The organism is Dysgonomonas sp. HDW5A, from assembly GCF_011299555.1.
GTDB lineage: Bacteria > Bacteroidota > Bacteroidia > Bacteroidales > Dysgonomonadaceae > Dysgonomonas_A.
Genome location: NZ_CP049857.1, coordinates 3605449 through 3626104, shown reverse-complemented (window position 1 = coordinate 3626104; position 20656 = coordinate 3605449). Strand labels below are relative to the sequence as shown.

Below are 20656 nucleotides of genomic sequence, written 5' to 3'. Positions count from 1 at the left end.
TAGATTTTAGTAACAATACAAATGTATACCATGCTATAACTAAAGTTCTGTTTAAATGTTCTGAAAAGAAGGTGATCCTGAACAAAGTAGGGGTGCATATGTTTCTATAGTGAGGCTAAATTTGTAATAAAACCTTTGGAATTACATAATTTATCTAAATTTGTTAGAGAAAGAATCAATGTTAGCCAAATCTTCATGAGAACAATTATTTCATTACTATTACTCATACTAAATAGTGCAGTAAGTATTATTTATGCACAATCATTCGACTTTTCACATCTGGATAATAGCGATGGATTGTCCAACAATCAAGTGGAATGCATTTTCAAAGATAGTCGTGGATTTATGTGGTTTGGAACCAACCAAGGCTTGAACCGATACGATGGTCTCAATTTCAAAATATATAAACATAACCGAAACGATCTTACAAGTATTCCCTTTAATAGAATTACCAATATTCAGGAAGATAGCGAAGGGAGATTATGGTTACAGGTCGGAGAAATGAATTATGTTGTATACGATTTTAAGACTGAGAGTTTTATTCAGAATATAGATTCGGTAGTTTCAAAAATGGGATTGCCTGCCTCTCCTTCCATTGTCGAGATAGATGCAAATAAAAATTTCTATATCTATTATAAAGGCAAAGGAATATACAAGTACAACATAGAGACCGGAAAATATGTCATATTCAATCAATCGAAGCAAGGGCAAACTTTTAGTCCGGGAGAAATTATTGATTTTAGAGTATCTAACCAATACATTTGGGCTCTTTATAGAGATGGTTTAATAGAGAGATTCAATGAAAAAACCAATTTAGTAGATATTCGTAATACATTCTTCAAGGATAACTTGCAGAATTCCACTATTCAAAAATCGTTATTTGTAGATGCCGACAATGACGTCTGGGTTTACCCTGGAGTTGCCGATAAAGGCAGTGCTTACTATGATACAAAAGCCAACAAATGGGTTTTCCTGAATAAAGATTCAGAAATAGCTCTTTCGAGTAACTTCTTCAGATGCATGGATCAGGATAACAAAGGCTTGATCTGGATAGGCACAGACCATGGAGGATTAAACCTGTTTGATAAGAAACAAAAAAAGATTACGGTATTGCGTAATAATATTTACAACAGTAATTCAATAAGCCAGAATTCAATTATTAGTATTTTTTGTGACAACGATGGCATTGTATGGATAGGTACATACAAAAAGGGAGTATCTTATTACCACCCCAATATGTTCAAGTTCAAAAAGTCACCTCTATTTTATCACTTTAAAGAAGACTCCGATACTTTTGATTGTAACAGCTTATACAAGGATGATAACAACAATCTCTGGATAGGTACAAATGGCAGAGGGCTTATCAAATACAATGAAGAAAAGCAAACCATCGAAACATTCAATTATAACGCCAACAATCCCCAAAGTATATCTGCTGATATAATTACGTCTCTATTAGAAGATCATTCCAAGAAATTATGGATAGGAACATTTCTGGGAGGTCTCAACTCTTTCGATGGTAAAAATTTTACACGATATCAGATTAATGAGACTGATTCAAATTCAATATCAGGTAAAAGCGTATACGGGCTTGCCGAGGATATAGATAATAACCTTTGGATTGGCACTTTAGGAGGAGGAGTTAGCAAATTAAACCCGTCGCGGACCAAATTCGAAAGGCATACAGTCGCAAATACCCCCCAGCTACATTCCGATTACATACTTTCGGTATATACTGATATAAATAAGAATATTTTTTTAAGCACCGATAGAGGCATTAATATTATAGACAATAAAACACAGCAAATAACTCCATATTTCAAAGAACAAACAAAGCAAGATTCTCTTTCGGACATCTTAACGAACAATATATTGGTAGATTCGAGAAATTTAACGTGGATAGCTACAGATAATGGACTCAATATATATGATCCCTCCAATAATCAAATCACATATATTACAACTAAAGAAGGGCTTCCCAGCGACGAGACTGTATCGCTTATCGAAGACAACAATAATAATATTTGGGTGGGTACCCGCAACGGATTAGCTTGTATTCATTGTGGATTGACAAATGGCATCTTGAACTATTCAATTACTTATTTTGATGTAAAAGATGGGCTTCCCAGTTCTATTTGCAATCAGAATGCAATATTTAAAGACAAAACGGGAATGATATACGTGGGAAGTACAAACGGATATATAAGCTTTGACCCCAATAATATTGTTTTTAATGAGTATATTCCCAAGCCTCGATTTACTGAATTACTAATTGCAAATCAACCCATAAAGCCCAATGAAAAATATAATGGCAGAGTTATTATTACTAAATCAATTACTTACCTGAGTGAGATTACACTTAACTACAAAGAGACTAATTTCACTCTTCTTTTCTCGGCTCTAAACTATATACACCCCGAAAAGAATCACTACAAATATATGCTGGAAGGCTTAGACACGGATTGGATAGAGGTTAAAAATGGAATCGGAGCAGCATCTTATTCAAATCTAAATTCGGGTACTTACAAGTTGATAATATATGCAGGTAACAACGACGGGGTTTGGAGTGACACACCACTAGTAATGAAAATTATAGTAAAACCACCATTCTGGCTTACATGGTGGGCATTTTTCATCTATTTTATTATTCTCATAATATTTTTGAGATTCTTCATCATATATAAGCTCAATAAACAAAAGCATGAGTTTAAACAGGCACAAAAGATAATGGAGGCCGATAAAATTCATGAAGTTGATGAATTGAAGTTCAGATTTTTCACAAATATCAGCCATGAGTTTAAAACACCCATAACGCTTATACTAACTCCTCTTGAGAAACTTTTAAAAGAGCCATATACTGAAGAGCAAAAAACATTATTGACAATTATGCGTAAAAATGCTTTAAGCCTTCTCAACATGGTAAATGAAATTCTCGATTTCAGGAAGTTAGACTTAAATAAAATGAATCTGAGCCTCTCTACAGGCGATATAATACCAATAGTAAAAGATATCTGTCAGTCTTTCTCCTCTTTGGCTGCCGACAAACCTATCAAATTTACATTTACAACTTATCTCAAAGAACTTCAGATGAGCTTCGATCCCGAGAAAATGAGTAAAATCGTAATTAACCTTATTTCCAATGCTTTCAAGTACACTGAAGAAGGACATATAGATGTAAGTATAGGTATTACTGAAGAGGTTCAAAAAGATGCAAAAAAACAACTTTGCATTAAAGTATCCGATACAGGCATAGGTATTGAAGAAAAGTATTTAGAAAAAATATTCGATCGTTTTTTTCGCATTGAACAATCTCAAAAGATAAACCAAACTGGAACCGGAGTCGGATTACATTTAGTCAGTGAATATGTGAAACTGCACAACGGCGAAATTTCAGTGGAAAGTACTGTCGGCAAAGGCTCTACATTTACAGTGTTGATACCGATAGACAACTCGAGTTATAAAGAATCTAAAAGTCAGGATATTATTTATTCGGGAAGTACTGAGACTTCTGAAATACCTGAACCAATTGAAAACAAATCTTCTACCCCCTCCAAAGATTTAAATCTGCCGCTATTATTAATTGTAGATGATAATGAAGATTTTAGAGAATTTATCCAAAGCTTATTCATAAAATCATATCGGGTAATTACAGCAAATGATGGAGAAGAAGCATCTCAAATAATATTAGATCAATTGCCTGATATTATTTTATGTGATGTAATGATGCCCAAGATGGATGGGTACGAACTCTGTCGTATTATAAAAGCAGATATCCGAACTTCTCATATTCCGATAATACTTCTTACAGCAAAATCGTCCGAAGAAAACCAATATTCGGGAATAGAAGCCGGGGCAGATGATTATATTTCAAAACCATTTAACATAGATATGTTGACACTGAAAATCTCAAAAATAATAGAACGTCAAAAGAAAAATCAGCATAACTTCAAGAAGAAAATAGAAGTAAATCCGACCGAAATAGAAATAATGACAATGGACGAAAAGTTTGTAAAAAAAGCAATCTCCATTGTCGAAGAGAATATAAGTAATGCCGATTTTCTGGTGGAAGATTTATGTCGGGAAATGGCTATGAGCCGCGTCTACTTTTATAAAAAGATATTGGCATTGACCGATAAATCACCATCGGAGTTCATTCGTTTTATAAGACTGAAACGTGCAGCCAATCTATTAGAAAAAAGCCAAATGTTTGTCAACGAAATCGCATTTCAGGTAGGCTTTAACGACCCCAAATACTTTAGGAAGTACTTTAAAGACGAATTCGGTGTAACACCCAACGAATATAAAAAAAGGTTTATAAATTAGCCTCAAGAAACATATCAGCACTATTTAGTAAGCAAATCCCCCCCATATTGATGAATGAAATACCCTGAACGGAAACACTTTTAGAAGACAGTATACTAATTAAACAATAACTTTGTATAGTTAAGGTCTCAGACCTTTTTATCGGCTTTGCCGAATACATTATATCAAGAAACCTATAACCATGAAGAAAATAACGTCCTCCATTATCTTATCTCTATGTATCACCTTATCTATCTCTGCACAGAATACTTGGCAATATTACTTTGAAAACCCTGCCTCCATTTGGGAAGAATCTATTCCTCTTGGTAACGGACGTATAGGAATGATGCCTTGGGGAGGTGTAGAGAAAGAACGAATCGTATTAAACGAGATATCCTTATGGTCAGGCAATAAGCAAGATGCCGATAATCCCGAAGCCTATAAGCATTTAGGTGAAATAAGGAAACTTCTTTTCGAAAATAAGAATAAAGAAGCACAAGATCTGATGTATAAAACCTTTACTTGCTTAGGTAAAGGGAGTGCCGATATTTCGGCATACGGCAGTTTTCAGAATTTCGGCAATCTGCAAATTGATTTTCTATACCCCGATAAATCAGACTCAATAATCGATTACAAGAGGACTTTGGATATAAACAATGCACTGTCTACAACGTCCTTTCGCAAAGGAGACATCGTATACAACCGGGAATATTTCACCTCATTTTCGGATGATATCGGTGTTATCAAGTATACGGCAAGCAAGGCAAAAGCCCTTAATCTGACAATTTCGCTCAATAGAGAAGAAAATTATGAGGTCTCAGTTCAAGGCAATACATTATCTATTTACGGACAAATGACGGATAATGTAAAAAACGACGGAATGAAATATTTCGGACAAGTAAAAGTTATCCCAAAAGGAGGAACATTAGTTACAGGAAATAAAAATATACAAATACAAAATGCAGATGAGGTTATTTTATTGGTCTCTTTAGCCACAAACTATAACAATGAAAACGAAAAAGAAGAGGCTGCAAAACTGATAGAAAAAATAGATGCCGATTATTCAACACTAAAGAAAAATCATATATCAAAGTACCAACAATTATTTAATCGTGTTGATTTAACTCTGAGTAAAAACAAGAATTCAGATCTTCCTATCAATAAAAGATTAGAAGCATTTGCTACTGATAAAAGTGATCACGATCTGGTTGCACTATATATGCAATACGGACGTTATTTGCTTATTTCATCGACTCGTACGGGAGGTCTTCCCCCTAACCTGCAAGGGTTGTGGGCTCCACAAATAATACCTCCTTGGAATGCCGATTATCATTTGAATATCAACTTACAGATGAATCTGTGGGGTGCCGAGGCCGGCAACCTTTCGGAATTACACCTCCCCTTGATTGAATATACCAAAAGTCTTGTTGAACCGGGGCAGAAAACAGCTCGCATTTACTACAACAGCAGAGGATGGGTTACACATATTCTGGGCAATGTTTGGGGCTTCACATCTCCATCCGAGAGTCCATCGTGGGGAGCAACTAATACTGCAGGAGCTTGGTTATGCCAACATCTATGGGAACATTATTTATATACTCAAGATTTAGAATACCTAAAATCAGTCTATCCAACTATGAAAGGGGCAGCTCTATTTTTCGAAGATATGTTGATTGAAGATCCTAACAATGGCTATCTGGTAACGGCTCCTACAACATCGCCCGAGAACAGCTACTTTACATCCCAAAAAGAAGCTGTCAGCATCAGTGCAGGATCAACAATGGACAACCAAATTATCAGAGAACTGTTCACAAACGTATCAGAGGCTGCCAAGCTATTAAACGTCGATCAAGATTGGATTGAAACAATAGAAGTAAAGAAAGAACGATTAGCTCCTACCTCCATTGGCAAACATGGTCAAATCATGGAATGGTTGGAAGATTACGATGAAGTAGAAATACATCACCGCCATGTATCTCAGTTATACGGATTGTATCCTGGATACGAATTAAACGACGCAACCTCTCCACAATTAATGGAGGCAGCAAAAATGACTTTAGAACGGAGAGGAGATGAATCAACAGGCTGGTCTATGGCTTGGAAAATAAACTTCTGGGCCAGACTAAAAGACGGAAACAGAGCCTATAAATTAATCGGTGATCTTCTTAAACCCGCCGGAAAGGGAAGAGGCACCTACCCTAACCTGTTCAGTGCCCATCCACCAATGCAAATTGATGGCAATTTCGGAGGTTCGGCAGGAATTATTGAAATGCTTCTACAAAGTCATGCAGGCTATATCGAACTTTTACCTGCTATTCCGACAGAATGGAAAGCTGGATCTGTAAAAGGACTAAAAGTTAGAGGTGGAGCAGAAGTAACATTCTCATGGAAGAATGGATCTATTAGTTCTATCGAAATAAAGTCCGATATCCCCAACTCTTTCACGTTGAAACTACCAGAAGGAGAACCTCTGATCAATGGGATAAAAGATTATACTATTCAAGAAGGAAAATTAAATTTCAAATTAAAGAAGAAAGAACGAATCACAATACAAATCAAATAAGTAATACAAGATAAATTTACTGTCGTATGTTGTAGGGGTAGGGTTCTACCCTACCCTCTATCAAATCTTATCGTTTTCGGGCAGAGCAAAGCCCTGCCCCTACAAGGCAATGTAACATTAATTATCATTGATTATTTAAATCTAAAATCAAATAAAAGAATATGAAAAAACTGTTTTTCTGTAGTCTTCTTGCTTTATTTACTTTGCAGACTCAGGCACAAACCAAATCGGTTCCTGTATATCTGGATGAAAGTAAACCTATTGAAGCAAGAGTAAATGATGCATTGTCAAAGATGACTCTCGAAGAAAAGATTGCCATGATACATGCACAATCAAAATTCAGTACTCCCGGATGTCGCCGTTTAGGTATTCCCGAAATATGGATGAGTGATGGCCCTCATGGCGTTCGTATGGAGATAGATTGGGATACATGGAATCATGCAGGTTGGACAAACGACTCATGTACCGCATTTCCGGCTTTAACATGTCTTGCTGCAACCTTTAATCCGGAGCTTTCTCTTGAATATGGAAATGCTTTAGGAGAAGAAGCACGTTTCAGAAAGAAAGATATTATACTTGGTCCCGGTGTAAATATCTACCGTACACCAATGAATGGACGTAATTTCGAATATCTAGGGGAAGATCCGTACTTGGCATCTAAAATGGTAGTCCCCTTTATACAAGGGGTACAACAAAACGGAGTTGCCGCTTGTATGAAACACTTTGCCCTTAACAATCAAGAGCTTTGGCGTGGTCATATTGATGTAGAAGTAAGCGACAGAGCATTATATGAAATATATCTGCCTGCTTTTAAAGCCGGAGTTCAAGAGGGAAAGGTATGGGCTATTATGGGATCATATAATAAGTTCAGAGGACAATACTGTAGCCATAACGAAAGACTTGTCAATAAAATACTCAAAGGTGAGTGGGGTTTTGACGGCGTACTTGTTACCGACTGGGGAAGTGCCCACGATACCAAAGAAGCGGCTCTGAATGGCCTGGATATAGAAATGGGGAGCTGGACAAATGGATTGACATGGGGCGAAAGTTTCGCTTATGACAATTATTTTATGGCTCAGCCTTATTTAGAAATGATCAGAAAAGGAGAACTTCCCGAATCATCTTTGGATGAGAAAGTAAAAAGGGTGCTTCGTCTGAATTTCAGAACCAATATGAATCGTAATCGTCCTTATGGAAGTTTTGCAACTCAAGAACATGCAGATGTAGCACGTAAAGTGGCTGAACAAGGTATCGTACTGATGAAAAATGAAAAGAACTTCTTTCCCATTGGTCAGAACAGATACAAGAAAATTGTTGTAATCGGCGAAAATGCTACCCGCTCGTTAACAGTAGGTGGAGGTTCCTCGGAATTGAAAGTTAAGCAAGAGATATCTCCGCTAGAAGGTCTTAAAGCGAAATACGGTGAGAATAATGTTGCGTATACAATGGGATATGGTTCAGGACCTACGGTATATGATAACTTTGTACCATCACCATACAATGCAGATTCATTAAAAAGAGAAGCTCTAGCCTTAGCTAAAGGGGCAGATGTAATTCTATTTTTCGGTGGATTGAATAAAAATTTCCAGCAAGATTGCGAGGGTGCAGACCGAATCACTTACGATTTACCTTTCGGACAAAACGAACTGATTGATGATCTATTAAAAGTAAATAAAAACTTAGGTATAATACTTGTCAGTGGTAATGCTGTTTCGATGCCTTGGTTAGATAAAGTTCCTGCCCTTATGCAATCGTGGTATTTAGGTTCGGAGGCAGGTAGTGCTACAGCAAATGTTATTTCAGGTGATATTAATCCATCTGGTAAATTGCCTTACAGTATACCTAAGAAATTGGAAGATAACGGTGCTATGTCTTTCGGAACAATCTCTTATCCGGGAGACAGTATCAAGCAAATCTATAAAGAAGATATTCTCGTAGGTTACCGTTGGCACGACACAAAAAAGATACCTGCTCTATTTCCTTTTGGTTATGGTCTTTCATATACTACATTCGAATATGGAAAAGCCAATACGGATAAAAAAGAATACGGTAAAGATGAAACTATAAAAGTATCGTTTACAGTAACGAACAAAGGAAAAGTAGATGGTGCAGAGTCGGTACAGGTATATGCTTCTCAAGCAAAACCATCTGTAGAGCGTCCAGAAAAAGAACTGAAAGCATTCAAGAAAGTATTCCTAAAAGCAGGAGAAACTCAAACAGTAGAATTAGCTGTTCCTGTTAAAGACTTAGCTTTCTTTGATGATAAGACACATAACTGGACTGTAGAATCAGATCAATTCACTTTGCATTGTGCGGCATCTTCTGCAGATGTGAAAAGTTCAGTAGCAGTGAAGATAAAATAAAGCAAGTGTATTTAACCTATCAACTATAATAAAATAAGGTAGTCGTAAAAGGCTACCTTATTTTATTTGTATATCTGTAAAGTAATTTTATTTCTTCTCCAAGACAAAAGCAGTACGTGCAGGAATATATACTTTTAATACATCTTTTCCTTCTATGCTTAGAGTCGAATAATCGTAATTATCGTCTACCCTATCGAAACCATCAAATTCTGAGTCATCAGAGTTTAGAACAATTTTGTATTGACCTTTATCTACCTCAAAACCGTAATCAGTAAACGATTTTGTCGGATTGAAATTAAAGAGAAATATTAAATTATTACGCTTAAATATCAATACCTGATCTGCTGTACTCTGAATGATAGCAAAAGGTCGAAACGAAAATATGTCCTGCTTATTTATTAAGCCTAACATTTCTTTTTCAAACTCGGCTAAAAAACGATACCTCAGATTTGTATCAGTCAGCAAAGACCACTGACGACGGGCATACCTATAAGACCAATCGTTACCCTCTCTCGGAAAATCAATCCACTCGGGATGGCCGAATTCATTACCCATAAAAGTAAGGTATCCGTTTCCGGCAGTGGCAAGAGTAGCCAGTCGAATCATTTTATGAAGAGCCAAACCTCTGTCAACCTTAGAATTGCGTTCAAAAACATTCATATCTGTATACATCAAACTATCAAGGAGATTGAAAATAAGTGTTTTATCTCCTACCATTGCCTGATCGTGACTTTCGACATAACTGATTGTCTTTTCTTCGTTGCGTTTATTGGTCAACTCATAGAACATATCTCCCACATGCCACTCTTCATCTTTCTTATTTTTAAGTATCTTGACCCAAAAGTCTGCAATACCCATTGCCATACGATAGTCGAATCCTATACCCATATTTCCGATCGGTGAAGCAAGTCCCGGCATACCGCTAATATCCTCGGCGATGGTAAATGCTTGTGGATTTACCTCATGAATAAGCTTGTTTGCCATCGTTAGATAAACAATTGCATCATCATCCTGATTACCGTCATAATACATCGAATAATCCATAAAATCACGACCAATACCATGATCGTAATACATCATACTGGTAACACCATCGAACCTGAAACCATCGAATTTAAATTCTTCTAACCAATATTTACAGTTCGATAAAAGGAAAGCTAAAACTTCACTCTTACCATAATCAAAACATCGGGAATTCCATACAGAATGTATTCCTCGCTCTCCTGAATGAAAATAAAGATCAAAAGTTCCGTCAAAACGGCTCAAACCATCGGCTTCATTAATTACGGCATGTGAATGTACAATATCCAATACAACCCTTATATTTAGTTTATGAGCTGTATCTATCAGTTCTTTCAACTCTTCGGGTGTACCGAAGCGCGAACTTGGTGCAAAAAAATTAGAAACCTGGTAACCAAAAGATCCATAATAAGGATGTTCCTGAATTGCCATTAATTGTATGGTATTGTATCCCATATCAGCAATATAAGGCAATATTTTCTCTCTGAAATGATTGTATGTCGCAACATTCTCTTCTTCACCGGACATTCCGATATGAGCCTCATAAATAATGGGAGCTACCTCTCCTTTAGGCTGATTATTCTTCCATATATAAGGTTCGGGCTGCCACACCTGAGCCGAGAATATTTTACTAACATCATCCTGCACCACTCGTCTTACGTAAGCAGGTATACGCTCTCCTGCCCCATCTTCCCATTTTACCCATAACTTATACAGCATACCATGCCGTAAAACGTCAAGGGGTAATTCCAGTTCCCAATTTCCACCGGGCTTAGGACGGAAAACGTATCTCAAATCATCTTTTTGCCAATGATTGAAATCACCCATCAAATAAACGGCAGTAGCATTCGGAGCCCACTCACGCAATACCCATTTATCGGAGTATGCATGTAATCCATAAAACAAATATCCGTTGGCTGCATCACTCAGTTCTGAACCACTTGTAAGTTCAGCCATTTTTAACTGATATTTTTCATGTCTGCATAAAATAGTAGACCGATATTTTTCGAGTCCGCTATCACCATATATTGAAGTTTTCATTATAATGTCAGATATTAAGGTCTCAGACCTGTTTACCATTTCGTCTGAGTATAATAACTATAGTCTTTGCAAATATCAAAAGAATTCATTCAATACTTTTACTTTTCTAATGAGTCATTGCATTAAACATTATATGGCTAAATTGGAATACAAAATAGCCATATAATTATTAGAATTTACAGTCCTTTCTAAGATTTATTCAGGACCATAAAAGTTTTACATCCACTTTACCAAACCTGAATCTTGTTGATATGCCAGCATGTCATTTTTAGCAAAGACACGAAGTCCCATATTGAATGTTCCGGGTTGCTCGCTTCTATGTTTCAAACGGTAAGTTGCAATGCTGCCATCCTGAGATACACAAGTAAATTGATATTTAATCAAGAATTCTTCACCTTTACCCGTTTGGTCATTAGTAATAACCAGTTCAACACCTATATCTTCAGCAGATAGTGAACCGCAAGTAAGTTTTATTTCCATTTCATACTCCTGTCCCAATACAATAGGCTCTTTGTAAACACTTGGCATTTTTACGGAAATAATTTCAACACCATCCCACTCTCTGGACATTTTGTGTTTCCATGTGACAATATCTTTTGCCATTGCATAATCATTCTCTCTGATTTCACGTCCACGTTTACTTAACTTATTATAAAATCGATCTTCATAATCAGTCAGCTGACGGTTCATCGTAAAGTTAGAAGCAACCTTGTCAATCGAATTTTTCACATGCTGTATCCATTCTGAAGGAATACCCTCTTCATTTTGTTGATAATACAATGGAGCTATTTCATTCTCAATCGTATTATAGATTATCTCAGCATCCAACTCATTTTGGTAGTCGTTGTTTTCATAAACCTGCTCTAAAGGCAATGCCCAACCTGCATCTTTTTGATAACCTTCAACCCACCATCCATCAAGTACACTAAAGTGCATAACACCATTCATCACGGCTTTTTCACCACTTGTACCCGATGCTTCCATAGGACGAGTCGGAGTATTCAACCAAATATCAACCCCTTGAACCAATTTAGAAGCCAATTCCATATCATAATTCTCAATAAATAAGATTTTACCTAAGAACTGAGGATATTTAGATACTTCAACAATCTTCTTGATCAAATCCTGGCCTGCTTTATCAGCAGGGTGAGCCTTTCCGGCAAATATAAACTGAACAGGTCTTGTCGGATGGTTTACTATCTCATTTAATGTATCAATATTCTTAAATAACAATTGAGCACGTTTGTAAGTCGCAAAACGTCTTGCAAAACCAAATGTCAATTTATTAGGATCTAATCTTTCTACAATCTCTACAATCTCACGAGGAGTATAATACAACAGTTCATTGTTGCTATTCATACGTTCCTTAATATGAGCAATCATAGCACCACGCAATTTGCGACGGATATCCCATATTTCTTTATTTTCAACATCCTGAATGTTAGAGAAACAAGATTTATCATAATGATGTGTTGCAAAATCTGCACCAAACACACGCTCATACAACGCTTTCCACTCGGGAGCAGCCCATGTAGGATAATGCACTCCATTGGTTACATAGCTGATATAAGACTCTTGAGCCAGATAACCGGGGAACATATCTTTAAACATTTCCTGTGAAACTTTTCCATGTAACCAGCTTACACCATTCACTTCCTGAGAAAGATGCACAGCCAGATTACTCATTGAGAATTTCTCCTGAGAATCATTTGCATGTACACGTCCTAGTCCCATTACTTGCTCCCAACTGATTTGGAAACGTTCCGGGTAATGTGATATATATTTACGTAACAATCCCTCTTCAAAGGCATCATGTCCTGCAGGTACAGGTGTATGAGTCGTGAAAAGCGACGAAGAACGGATTGCCTCTCTGGCTTCCTCAAACGATAGCTTTCTATTAACCATCAATTTGTGTATACGCTCCAGTCCTGTGAAAGCTGCATGTCCTTCGTTACAGTGATAAACATCAAAGTTTCGATTTATTTTATCAAGCAATCTGATACCTCCAACACCTAATAGAAGTTCTTGCTTTAATCTGTTTTCCCAATCACCACCATACAAATGGTGTGTAACCGAACGATCTTCCGGTAAATTGTCCTCAATGTCAGTATCCATTAAGAATAGCTCAACACGCCCCACATTTACTTTCCAAACACGTGCATGTAAATCGCGTCCGGGCAATGCTATTTTTATGGTAACCCAATTACCTTCTTCGTCACGTACTGCCGATACCGGTATTTTATCAAATAACTGAGCTTCGTAAATATTTTCCTGCTCACCTGATGTCGACAAACGTTGAGTAAAATAACCATAGCGATACAACAGACCGATACCTGTCATACGTACACCCTTATCGCTGGCTTCTTTCAGATAATCACCGGCAAGAATACCTAATCCTCCCGAATAAATCTTCAAAGAACTATGTAAACCATATTCCATACAGAAGTAAGCAACTGAAGCTTCGCTCAAATCGCTCTTATTATTCATGTATGTTTTAAAATGATTGTGTACAGCAGCTAATTTTGCTACAAATTCTTCATCATTTTCTAATTCCTGATAACGTTGAAGGCTTATTGTATCTAATAATACAATAGGATTATAGTATACTTTTTTCCATGCAACAGGGTCTAATGATTCAAACAAATCTTTTGCATCCTGATTCCAACACCACCAAAGGTTATTAGCAAGTTCTTCCAGAGCATGAAGTTTTTTAGGTACATTACGGTGTACAATAACGTTAAACCAGTTAGGTGAAGTATGTTGTGACATTTGTGGAATATAATTATTTTGTGGTTCTTCTATAATAAAATCACTCTCAGTATAGCGTTCTGCAACTTTCTCAAGTGCAGTGCTATAAGCTTGCATATAATAAGTTATCAAATTATCCCAAAGGGCAATTTTAGATATCTCATATGCATTTTGTTTAGCAGCTTTACTGTCTGCATCACTATTTTTAGCATGACGAATTACATGAGCTTCGATATGGTCTATTACCTCAGCATCATTTGTATCTGTCCGATCAATGACAGCAATACCCGGACGTTCTCCCTTGAAATGAGTTTTTACCCATAATCCAAATCCCGCTAATGTAGTCGTAATAGTTGGAACTTTAAAAGCAACACTCTCTAATGGAGTATAGCCCCATGGCTCATAGTATGAAGGGAATAACGATAAATCGAGCCCTGCCAGCAAATCATAATAAGGAACATCAAATATTCCATCATTACCATTCAAATATGAAGGAACAAAGAATATTTTAACCTTATCATTGTTTGTATTATAAAGTTCGTTACGTCTTACAGCATTTAATACAGGATCATAATTTTCATCGTTCAATTCATGTGTCAAATAAGGATTTGCAAGAGGTGAGATCGGCTCTGTACTATGCAGGTTTTGTAACAATGCTTTTGATGGACCATGATGTCCGGCAGGAACAAGTATAAAACCAACTACTTCTCTGTTTAAAGCATCGTTCTTATTCAACTTACCCAGAGCTTCTATAAATACATCTATCCCTTTGTTTTTATATTCATAACGCCCGCTAATTCCAATCAATAAAGCATTACTATCGATTTTCTGAGCTATAATTGCTTCTGCAGCAGTTATCAGTTTTTTACGACCATCTTTTTGCTTCTTAGCAAACTCTTCTTCATTCGTTATAAAATCCTGAAATCCGTTGGGTGTAACCAGATCAACTGGTTTTCCAAGAAACTGTTCGCATTCTTTTGCTGTAATATCACTTACAGTTGTAAAAGCATCAGCTTGTTGTGCTGCAATTTTCTCTAATGACTGCTTTGCTGTCACATTAAAATTATGTGCAATATTATCAGGATTATAAGTCTTCAAGCTATCATAAAGAGGTAAATTATTACCAGCAATACATCTACCCAATGCTGTTGCATGAGTAGTAAATGCACATCCTATTTGGGGAACTGCCGATTTCAGATATAATAATCCTGTACCGGTCATCCACTCATGAAATTGTGCAATAATCTTATCACTTGGCGAGCAATGGTATTTTACGTAACTCTCGATAACTTTTCCGGCTGCATAACCAAATAATGCAGGTTCAATATAATCCCATTGTCCGGAAAGAGAATCCAATTTGTATTTCTCCCACATGAATCCAAGAATATCATCTTTCTGAGAGAAAAACGGAGTAAAATCGACTAAAATAGCAATAGGTCTTTCTGCGATATTCCATCGACCGATACGAATCCGTAGTCCGTCATTTGCAGCTCTGGCTCTCCACGATTTTAATAAAAAGGGATCCTCTTTAAACTCAGGATTAGATTCGTTCTCCTTTACAACATCCGGTCCAATCAGAATGTGAGGTTTTCTTAATACCTTTTCTAATGTTGGAACTTTAGTTGCAATAACGGTATGTATACCGCCCACTTTGTTACAAACTTCCCAGCTTACTTCAAATAGATAATCGGGTGTTAGTAGTTTTTCGTTTTGCATAAAATTATTATTAATACACTAATATAAATTCGAAATTAAGATCTTAAGACCTGTTTTTTGTAAAAATAAATTAAACGGATTCTGATACCGATTTAACAGTCTTCTTACCCAATAACTCTGCTATTTTTTTTATTTGTAATGATGAATATTCTGTTTCATCACATGTAATGAATTTTGATAACTCATCTGCATAATGACTGTCTTTCTTCAATAAAGAAATCTTTTCTGCTATAGCATCATTTACTCGTGAAATTAAATCACTTAACACATTCATATAATTAATATATGCATCATAAGGACTTGAGTATACACTCTTAAATCGGCGAGACGATGCATCCGACATCCATTTGGTACACATATAATAGTAATGATCGCTATCCTGCAAGCGCTCCCAATCTTGGGTTAATTCGGCATCATCAACAAATCGCACTTTTTCGCCCAGATCACAAAGGGATGTAAAGGCATCGTTTTGCAAGTCATTTCCCAACCAGATGCTTAGATCGCGTTCTTCTTCCGACCAAGAGATTGGATATGGTACATGTACAGGACCAACAGGTGTATGTTTCTTGATTACTTCTGATGGTGTAAGGAATTCAAATTTACCATGACTAAACACCTCTTTTGGTAAATAGCGCATAAACTCGAATATACCTGTAGATCGAGGGTGTCGGTTTCCGAATGTAATATAATCCATAAAGAGATTAACCACCTCATCGCTCTCATTTACAACATCTAACCAACTTGCAAATTTTTCACTTGTTACCGGCCATTCACTCCATGTTGTGTCCGAAAAACGATATGCGATATCATCACTTAAATGAAAATTTCTTAACAGTACTTTTAAATTGGGGTTATTTACATTGCTATATACATAATTGGGACTTTTCCAACCTAAAACGTGTTTAGCTCCTTCGGTTACAATAGCTTTAAAACCTAGTTTTGCAACTCTCTCTCCTATCTGATCCGAGTACATAAGCCCAGTCAAACGAGCTGTTACCGGCTCTTGATTAAAGTACTTTTTAATAGTTGCCGCTTGTTTTTTCAGCTGACGTTCCAACTCTTTTTCATCTTTCAGAAAAGCGAGTGAATGGGCATAGGTTTCACACATAAATTCGACAGAACCTGTTGCTGCCAACTCTCTAAAGCTGTCTAATACCTGAGGTGCATATTTTTCGAGTTGCTCTATGGTTTCACCTGTGATTGAGAATGCTACTTTAAATTTGCTACCATATTCTTGAATGATATCCAACAATACCCTATTCATTGGTAAGTAACACTGTTCTACAATCTTTTGTAAATAAGTACGGATACTAAACTCATCATAATATTGATGGGAATTTCCTATATCAAAGAAGCGATATCTCCTTAATTGAAAAGGTAAGTGTATCTGAAAATAAAAGCATAAAGTTTTTTTCATGACTAATTATGTATGTCTGTTATATTTTGCGTTATTAAAAGTATCATAAGGGTTTAAGCTTATAAAGTAAATGGTGTTGTCAAAGATTACGAATAAAGGCACTAAATTATATTATTTAATAGTTTAGGGTCAATCTAACATTTTTTCATATACATCTTTTACTCTAATAGCACTGTCATCCCAGTTCAAAGAATTAACTTCTTCCGTCCCTTTTACTTTAAGAGTAGTTGTTAGAGTCGGATAAGCTAGTAACCCATACATAGCATCAGCTAAAGCATCTATATCCCAAAAGTTAACTTTCATGGCATGTTCCAATACCTCTGCTACTCCCGATTGATTAGATATGATAACAGGTACTCCTGTACGCATAGCTTCCAACGGTGATATACCAAAAGGCTCCGAAACAGATGGCATTACATATACATCACTTTGGGCATACATCTGATTTACATCATCTCCCGTTAGAAAACCTGTAAATGAAAACTTAGATCCGATACGTAATTTGGCAACACGCTGTACCATTTTATTCATCATATCGCCACTTCCTGCCATCACAAAACGCACATTCGGATAACGTTTCAATACCTTACTTGCTGCTTCTATGAAATACTCCGGACCTTTTTGATAAGTAATACGCCCCAGAAAAGTGATTACCTTCTCTTTAACCGCCTTCTTAATCAAAATTTCTTTACGTCCTGAAAAATCTACGGCATTGTGTACTGTAAAGACTCGCGACTTATCAATACCATATCGGTTTATAACAATATTTCGCGTCAAATTACTTACCGCTATCACAGCATCTGCTTGTTCCATTCCCAAGCGCTCGAGGTCATAAACAACCCTGTTTACATTTTCGCCACTTCGGTCAAACTCTGTAGCATGTACATGTACCACTAAAGGTTTTCCTGAGATCTTTTTTGCAACAATGCCTGCCAGATAAGTAAGCCAATCATGAGCATGAATCACATCAAAATCATTTTCTCTGGCTATTTTAGAAGCAACATAAGCATAATTTCTTACTTCCTCCATCAGGTTTGTACCGTATTTCCCCGAAAAGGGAAACTTGCCTCCAAGATGGGTAAAAGAGCGTTGTCCTCCTCCACTTTCAGTTTCGGATACATACTGTTCGTATTCTTCTAATCCTAAATAAGGAATAAGCCCTGAACTGACAGGTAGGAAACTTACATTCTGCCAAAAATCATCTGTGTAAGATGTTGTCGAAGGCATTTCTACATCACTAGCATTGATTATTTTCCCGATGCTGGAGTCTTCATCGCCTACAGCCTTAGGCATAACAAACAGGACCTCAACTCCTTGTTGTGCCAATCCTTTTGTTAATCCATAACAGGCAGTACCTAGTCCTCCTGATATATGGGGAGGAAACTCCCAACCAAACATTAATACTTTCATACTAGATCATAGCATTTTAGGTAATTTTTATTATTTTTTGTCTTGTTTTTTGTGTTGTTCTATCATTTGGAGAATACGGAGGACTTCACTGACACTCCAGGCTTGCGAAATACTTCCGCCCGGATGGTGAGGAGGATTACCGTCATACACCTCAGCTATACTGCAAATTCCGTAATCTGTCATATCTTCTTCAAAATGCTCTACAATCCATTTGGCATCTCCATAAAAAGCATCTCCATAAAGTTTAAAGTTAGCTTCTATATAATGACTCAATTGCCATACCCAAACAGTACCTTGGTGATAGGCTAAATCGCGTGTTCTCTGATCGCCACTATATATCCCTTTGTAGTCAGGATGACCCGGGGATAATGTTCTCAAACCTTTAAGAGTAAGCAATTCTCTTTTTATCACATTCAGCACATGACTTTTAATCTCATCACTAATGGGACTATAAGGTAATGAGGTCGCTATAACCTGATTAGAGCGTATATCTAAATTCTGACCGTTTTCATCTACATAATCAGCTAAATATCCAAGGTCTTCATTCCAGAAGGTTGTGATATAGCTTTCTTTTATGCGTTCTGCCAAGTCTTTCCATTCCGAAACAAAAGCTTTATCGCCATTTGCTTCGGCTAGTTCTATTGTAAATTGTATTGCATTATACCAAAGAGCGTTTATTTCTACTGCATATCCTCTGCGGGGTGTTACAGGGCCTTCGGCAACCACAGCATCCATCCAAGTAAGGGCTTTACCTTCTTGACCGGCCCAAATAAGTCCGTTATCGTGCATCATAATATGCTCATTGACACCTGATCTAAAAGCATTTAAAACAGCCTTCATCTTTTCGCCATAAGAGGACCAGACCGTTTTTTTATCATTTACAGCCTCTGCATATTTTTGTATAGCCCAAAAATACCACATGGGTGCATCTACCGAATTATAGGCTGCATGATCGCTCTTTCCTATATTGGGAAATAAACCGTTATTAACTTCTCCCGACATGGTATCAAGTACCCCTTTACAGCTTTCTAAATCGTAATTAGCTGCTAGTGTAAGTCCGGGCAAGGCAATAAATGTATCGCGTCCCCAACGTCCAAACCATGGATAACCTGCTATAACCTCTGTATCTTTGCCTTGTTGAACAATGAATTGTGTGGCTGAATTCTTCAAACAATTAACAAAACTATCTTTCGGCTGACGAGAAGCAAGTCCCTTATCGAAAGCGTCTGCTAAAGTTTTTACTTTTTCTTCTTTTAAGGACGCTGAAAAAATTATACTTTCACCTTTTTTTATAGGCATTTCCAGATATCCAGGCGTAAATAGATCTTCCTGGAAATCATAACCACGTTCTTTCTCTTGTGAATATTCTATATTATAATACCAATCTGGATTATCTACAAACTCATTTTTTTTGCTTAATTGCATGTTAAGAGTCGGAAATCCTGCATATAACTTTGATGCTATACCATTTTCGATTCTATCAGTATCTGTATTAACAAATAAATTAGCCTTACTTAATTGATGCCTGTTTCTAAAAGAAAGAAAAGGTCTCAAACGCAATGTTGTATCTGAATGAGCTTCCATCAGAGTATACCTCATCAGTATACGATCTGCATTATGCTCCATCAAAAACTCTTTTTTGAGCACAACTCCTCCTACCCTATAAATTAGAGTTGGTGTAGGTTCAAACTCAAAATCTATAATATACTTATGCCCTCGTGGACTGTATACACCTCCCGGATATTGATGTATACCCAAATTAAATGATTGATCGTGCTGAATGACTGTTTCATCTAAAGAAGAAAGCAAAACATAGCTTTCGCCATTAAATTCTTCAATAGGGCAAACCAACAAACCATGATACTTACGAGTATTACAACCAACAATAGTTGTACTCATATATGCACCTGCTCTATTGGTACTTAAAATCTCACGATGCAATGAATATTGTAGATTAACTAATTCATCTTTATTAAAAGTTAGATAGCTCATAGTATATAATAGTGTTTTGTTTTAGTAAAGCGACATAATAAAATAAATACATCCTAAATTTAAGAAATTTATTCATTCAAACCT

8 protein-coding genes are annotated in these 20656 nt (G+C 36.6%); 3 read left to right on the top strand and 5 right to left on the bottom strand.

Annotated elements, in window-relative coordinates; genetic code table 11:
• Positions 1-195 precede the first annotated feature (195 nt).
• From G7050_RS15005 to G7050_RS14995, 3 genes are all read left to right on the top strand, one after another.
• Positions 196-4323 (top strand): two-component regulator propeller domain-containing protein, encoded by a 4128-nt coding sequence (locus G7050_RS15005; RefSeq protein WP_166116884.1) that lies wholly within the window; start codon positions 196-198, stop codon positions 4321-4323.
• 181 nt (positions 4324-4504) lie between these two features.
• Entirely contained in the window at positions 4505-6865 is a 2361-nt protein-coding gene (locus tag G7050_RS15000; protein WP_166116882.1) for a glycoside hydrolase N-terminal domain-containing protein, read from the top strand.
• A 161-nt stretch (positions 6866-7026) separates the two neighbouring features.
• Positions 7027-9228, top strand: coding sequence for a glycoside hydrolase family 3 C-terminal domain-containing protein (locus G7050_RS14995; RefSeq protein WP_166116880.1), 2202 nt, complete (start codon positions 7027-7029; stop codon positions 9226-9228).
• An 87-nt stretch (positions 9229-9315) separates the two neighbouring features.
• Here G7050_RS14995 and G7050_RS14990 read toward each other — a convergent pair whose 3' ends face one another.
• The 5 genes from G7050_RS14990 to G7050_RS14970 form a co-directional block, all read right to left on the bottom strand.
• Positions 9316-11289: an alpha-amylase family glycosyl hydrolase gene (locus G7050_RS14990; RefSeq protein ID WP_166116878.1), complete on the bottom strand. Its 1974-nt coding sequence runs from the start codon at positions 11287-11289 to the stop codon at positions 9316-9318.
• A gap of 216 nt (positions 11290-11505) precedes the next feature.
• On the bottom strand, positions 11506-15753 hold the full coding sequence (glgP, locus tag G7050_RS14985) for an alpha-glucan family phosphorylase (RefSeq protein WP_166116876.1): 4248 nt from the start codon (positions 15751-15753) through the stop codon (positions 11506-11508).
• Positions 15754-15823: 70 nt separating this feature from the next.
• Positions 15824-17170, bottom strand: coding sequence for a glycoside hydrolase family 57 protein (locus G7050_RS14980; RefSeq protein ID WP_166116874.1), 1347 nt, complete (start codon positions 17168-17170; stop codon positions 15824-15826).
• A 129-nt stretch (positions 17171-17299) separates the two neighbouring features.
• Positions 17300-18580: a glycosyltransferase family 4 protein gene (locus tag G7050_RS14975; protein WP_166116872.1), complete on the bottom strand. Its 1281-nt coding sequence runs from the start codon at positions 18578-18580 to the stop codon at positions 17300-17302.
• 30 nt (positions 18581-18610) lie between these two features.
• Complete coding sequence (locus tag G7050_RS14970; RefSeq protein WP_166116870.1) at positions 18611-20572, bottom strand: amylo-alpha-1,6-glucosidase; 1962 nt, start codon at positions 20570-20572, stop codon at positions 18611-18613.
• Between the last annotated feature and the right edge of the window lie 84 nt (positions 20573-20656).

Excerpts from the sequence above, each read along its gene's own strand:
- G7050_RS14980 (WP_166116874.1), bottom strand. The coding sequence starts at position 17,170 with ATGAAAAAAACTTTATGCTTTTATTTTCAGATACACTTACCTTTTCAA.
- G7050_RS14975 (WP_166116872.1), bottom strand. The coding sequence starts at position 18,580 with ATGAAAGTATTAATGTTTGGTTGGGAGTTTCCTCCCCATATATCAGGA.
- G7050_RS15000 (WP_166116882.1), top strand. The coding sequence starts at position 4,505 with ATGAAGAAAATAACGTCCTCCATTATCTTATCTCTATGTATCACCTTA.
- G7050_RS14970 (WP_166116870.1), bottom strand. The coding sequence starts at position 20,572 with ATGAGCTATCTAACTTTTAATAAAGATGAATTAGTTAATCTACAATAT.
- G7050_RS15005 (WP_166116884.1), top strand. The coding sequence starts at position 196 with ATGAGAACAATTATTTCATTACTATTACTCATACTAAATAGTGCAGTA.
- glgP (WP_166116876.1), bottom strand. The coding sequence starts at position 15,753 with ATGCAAAACGAAAAACTACTAACACCCGATTATCTATTTGAAGTAAGC.
- G7050_RS14990 (WP_166116878.1), bottom strand. The coding sequence starts at position 11,289 with ATGAAAACTTCAATATATGGTGATAGCGGACTCGAAAAATATCGGTCT.
- G7050_RS14995 (WP_166116880.1), top strand. The coding sequence starts at position 7,027 with ATGAAAAAACTGTTTTTCTGTAGTCTTCTTGCTTTATTTACTTTGCAG.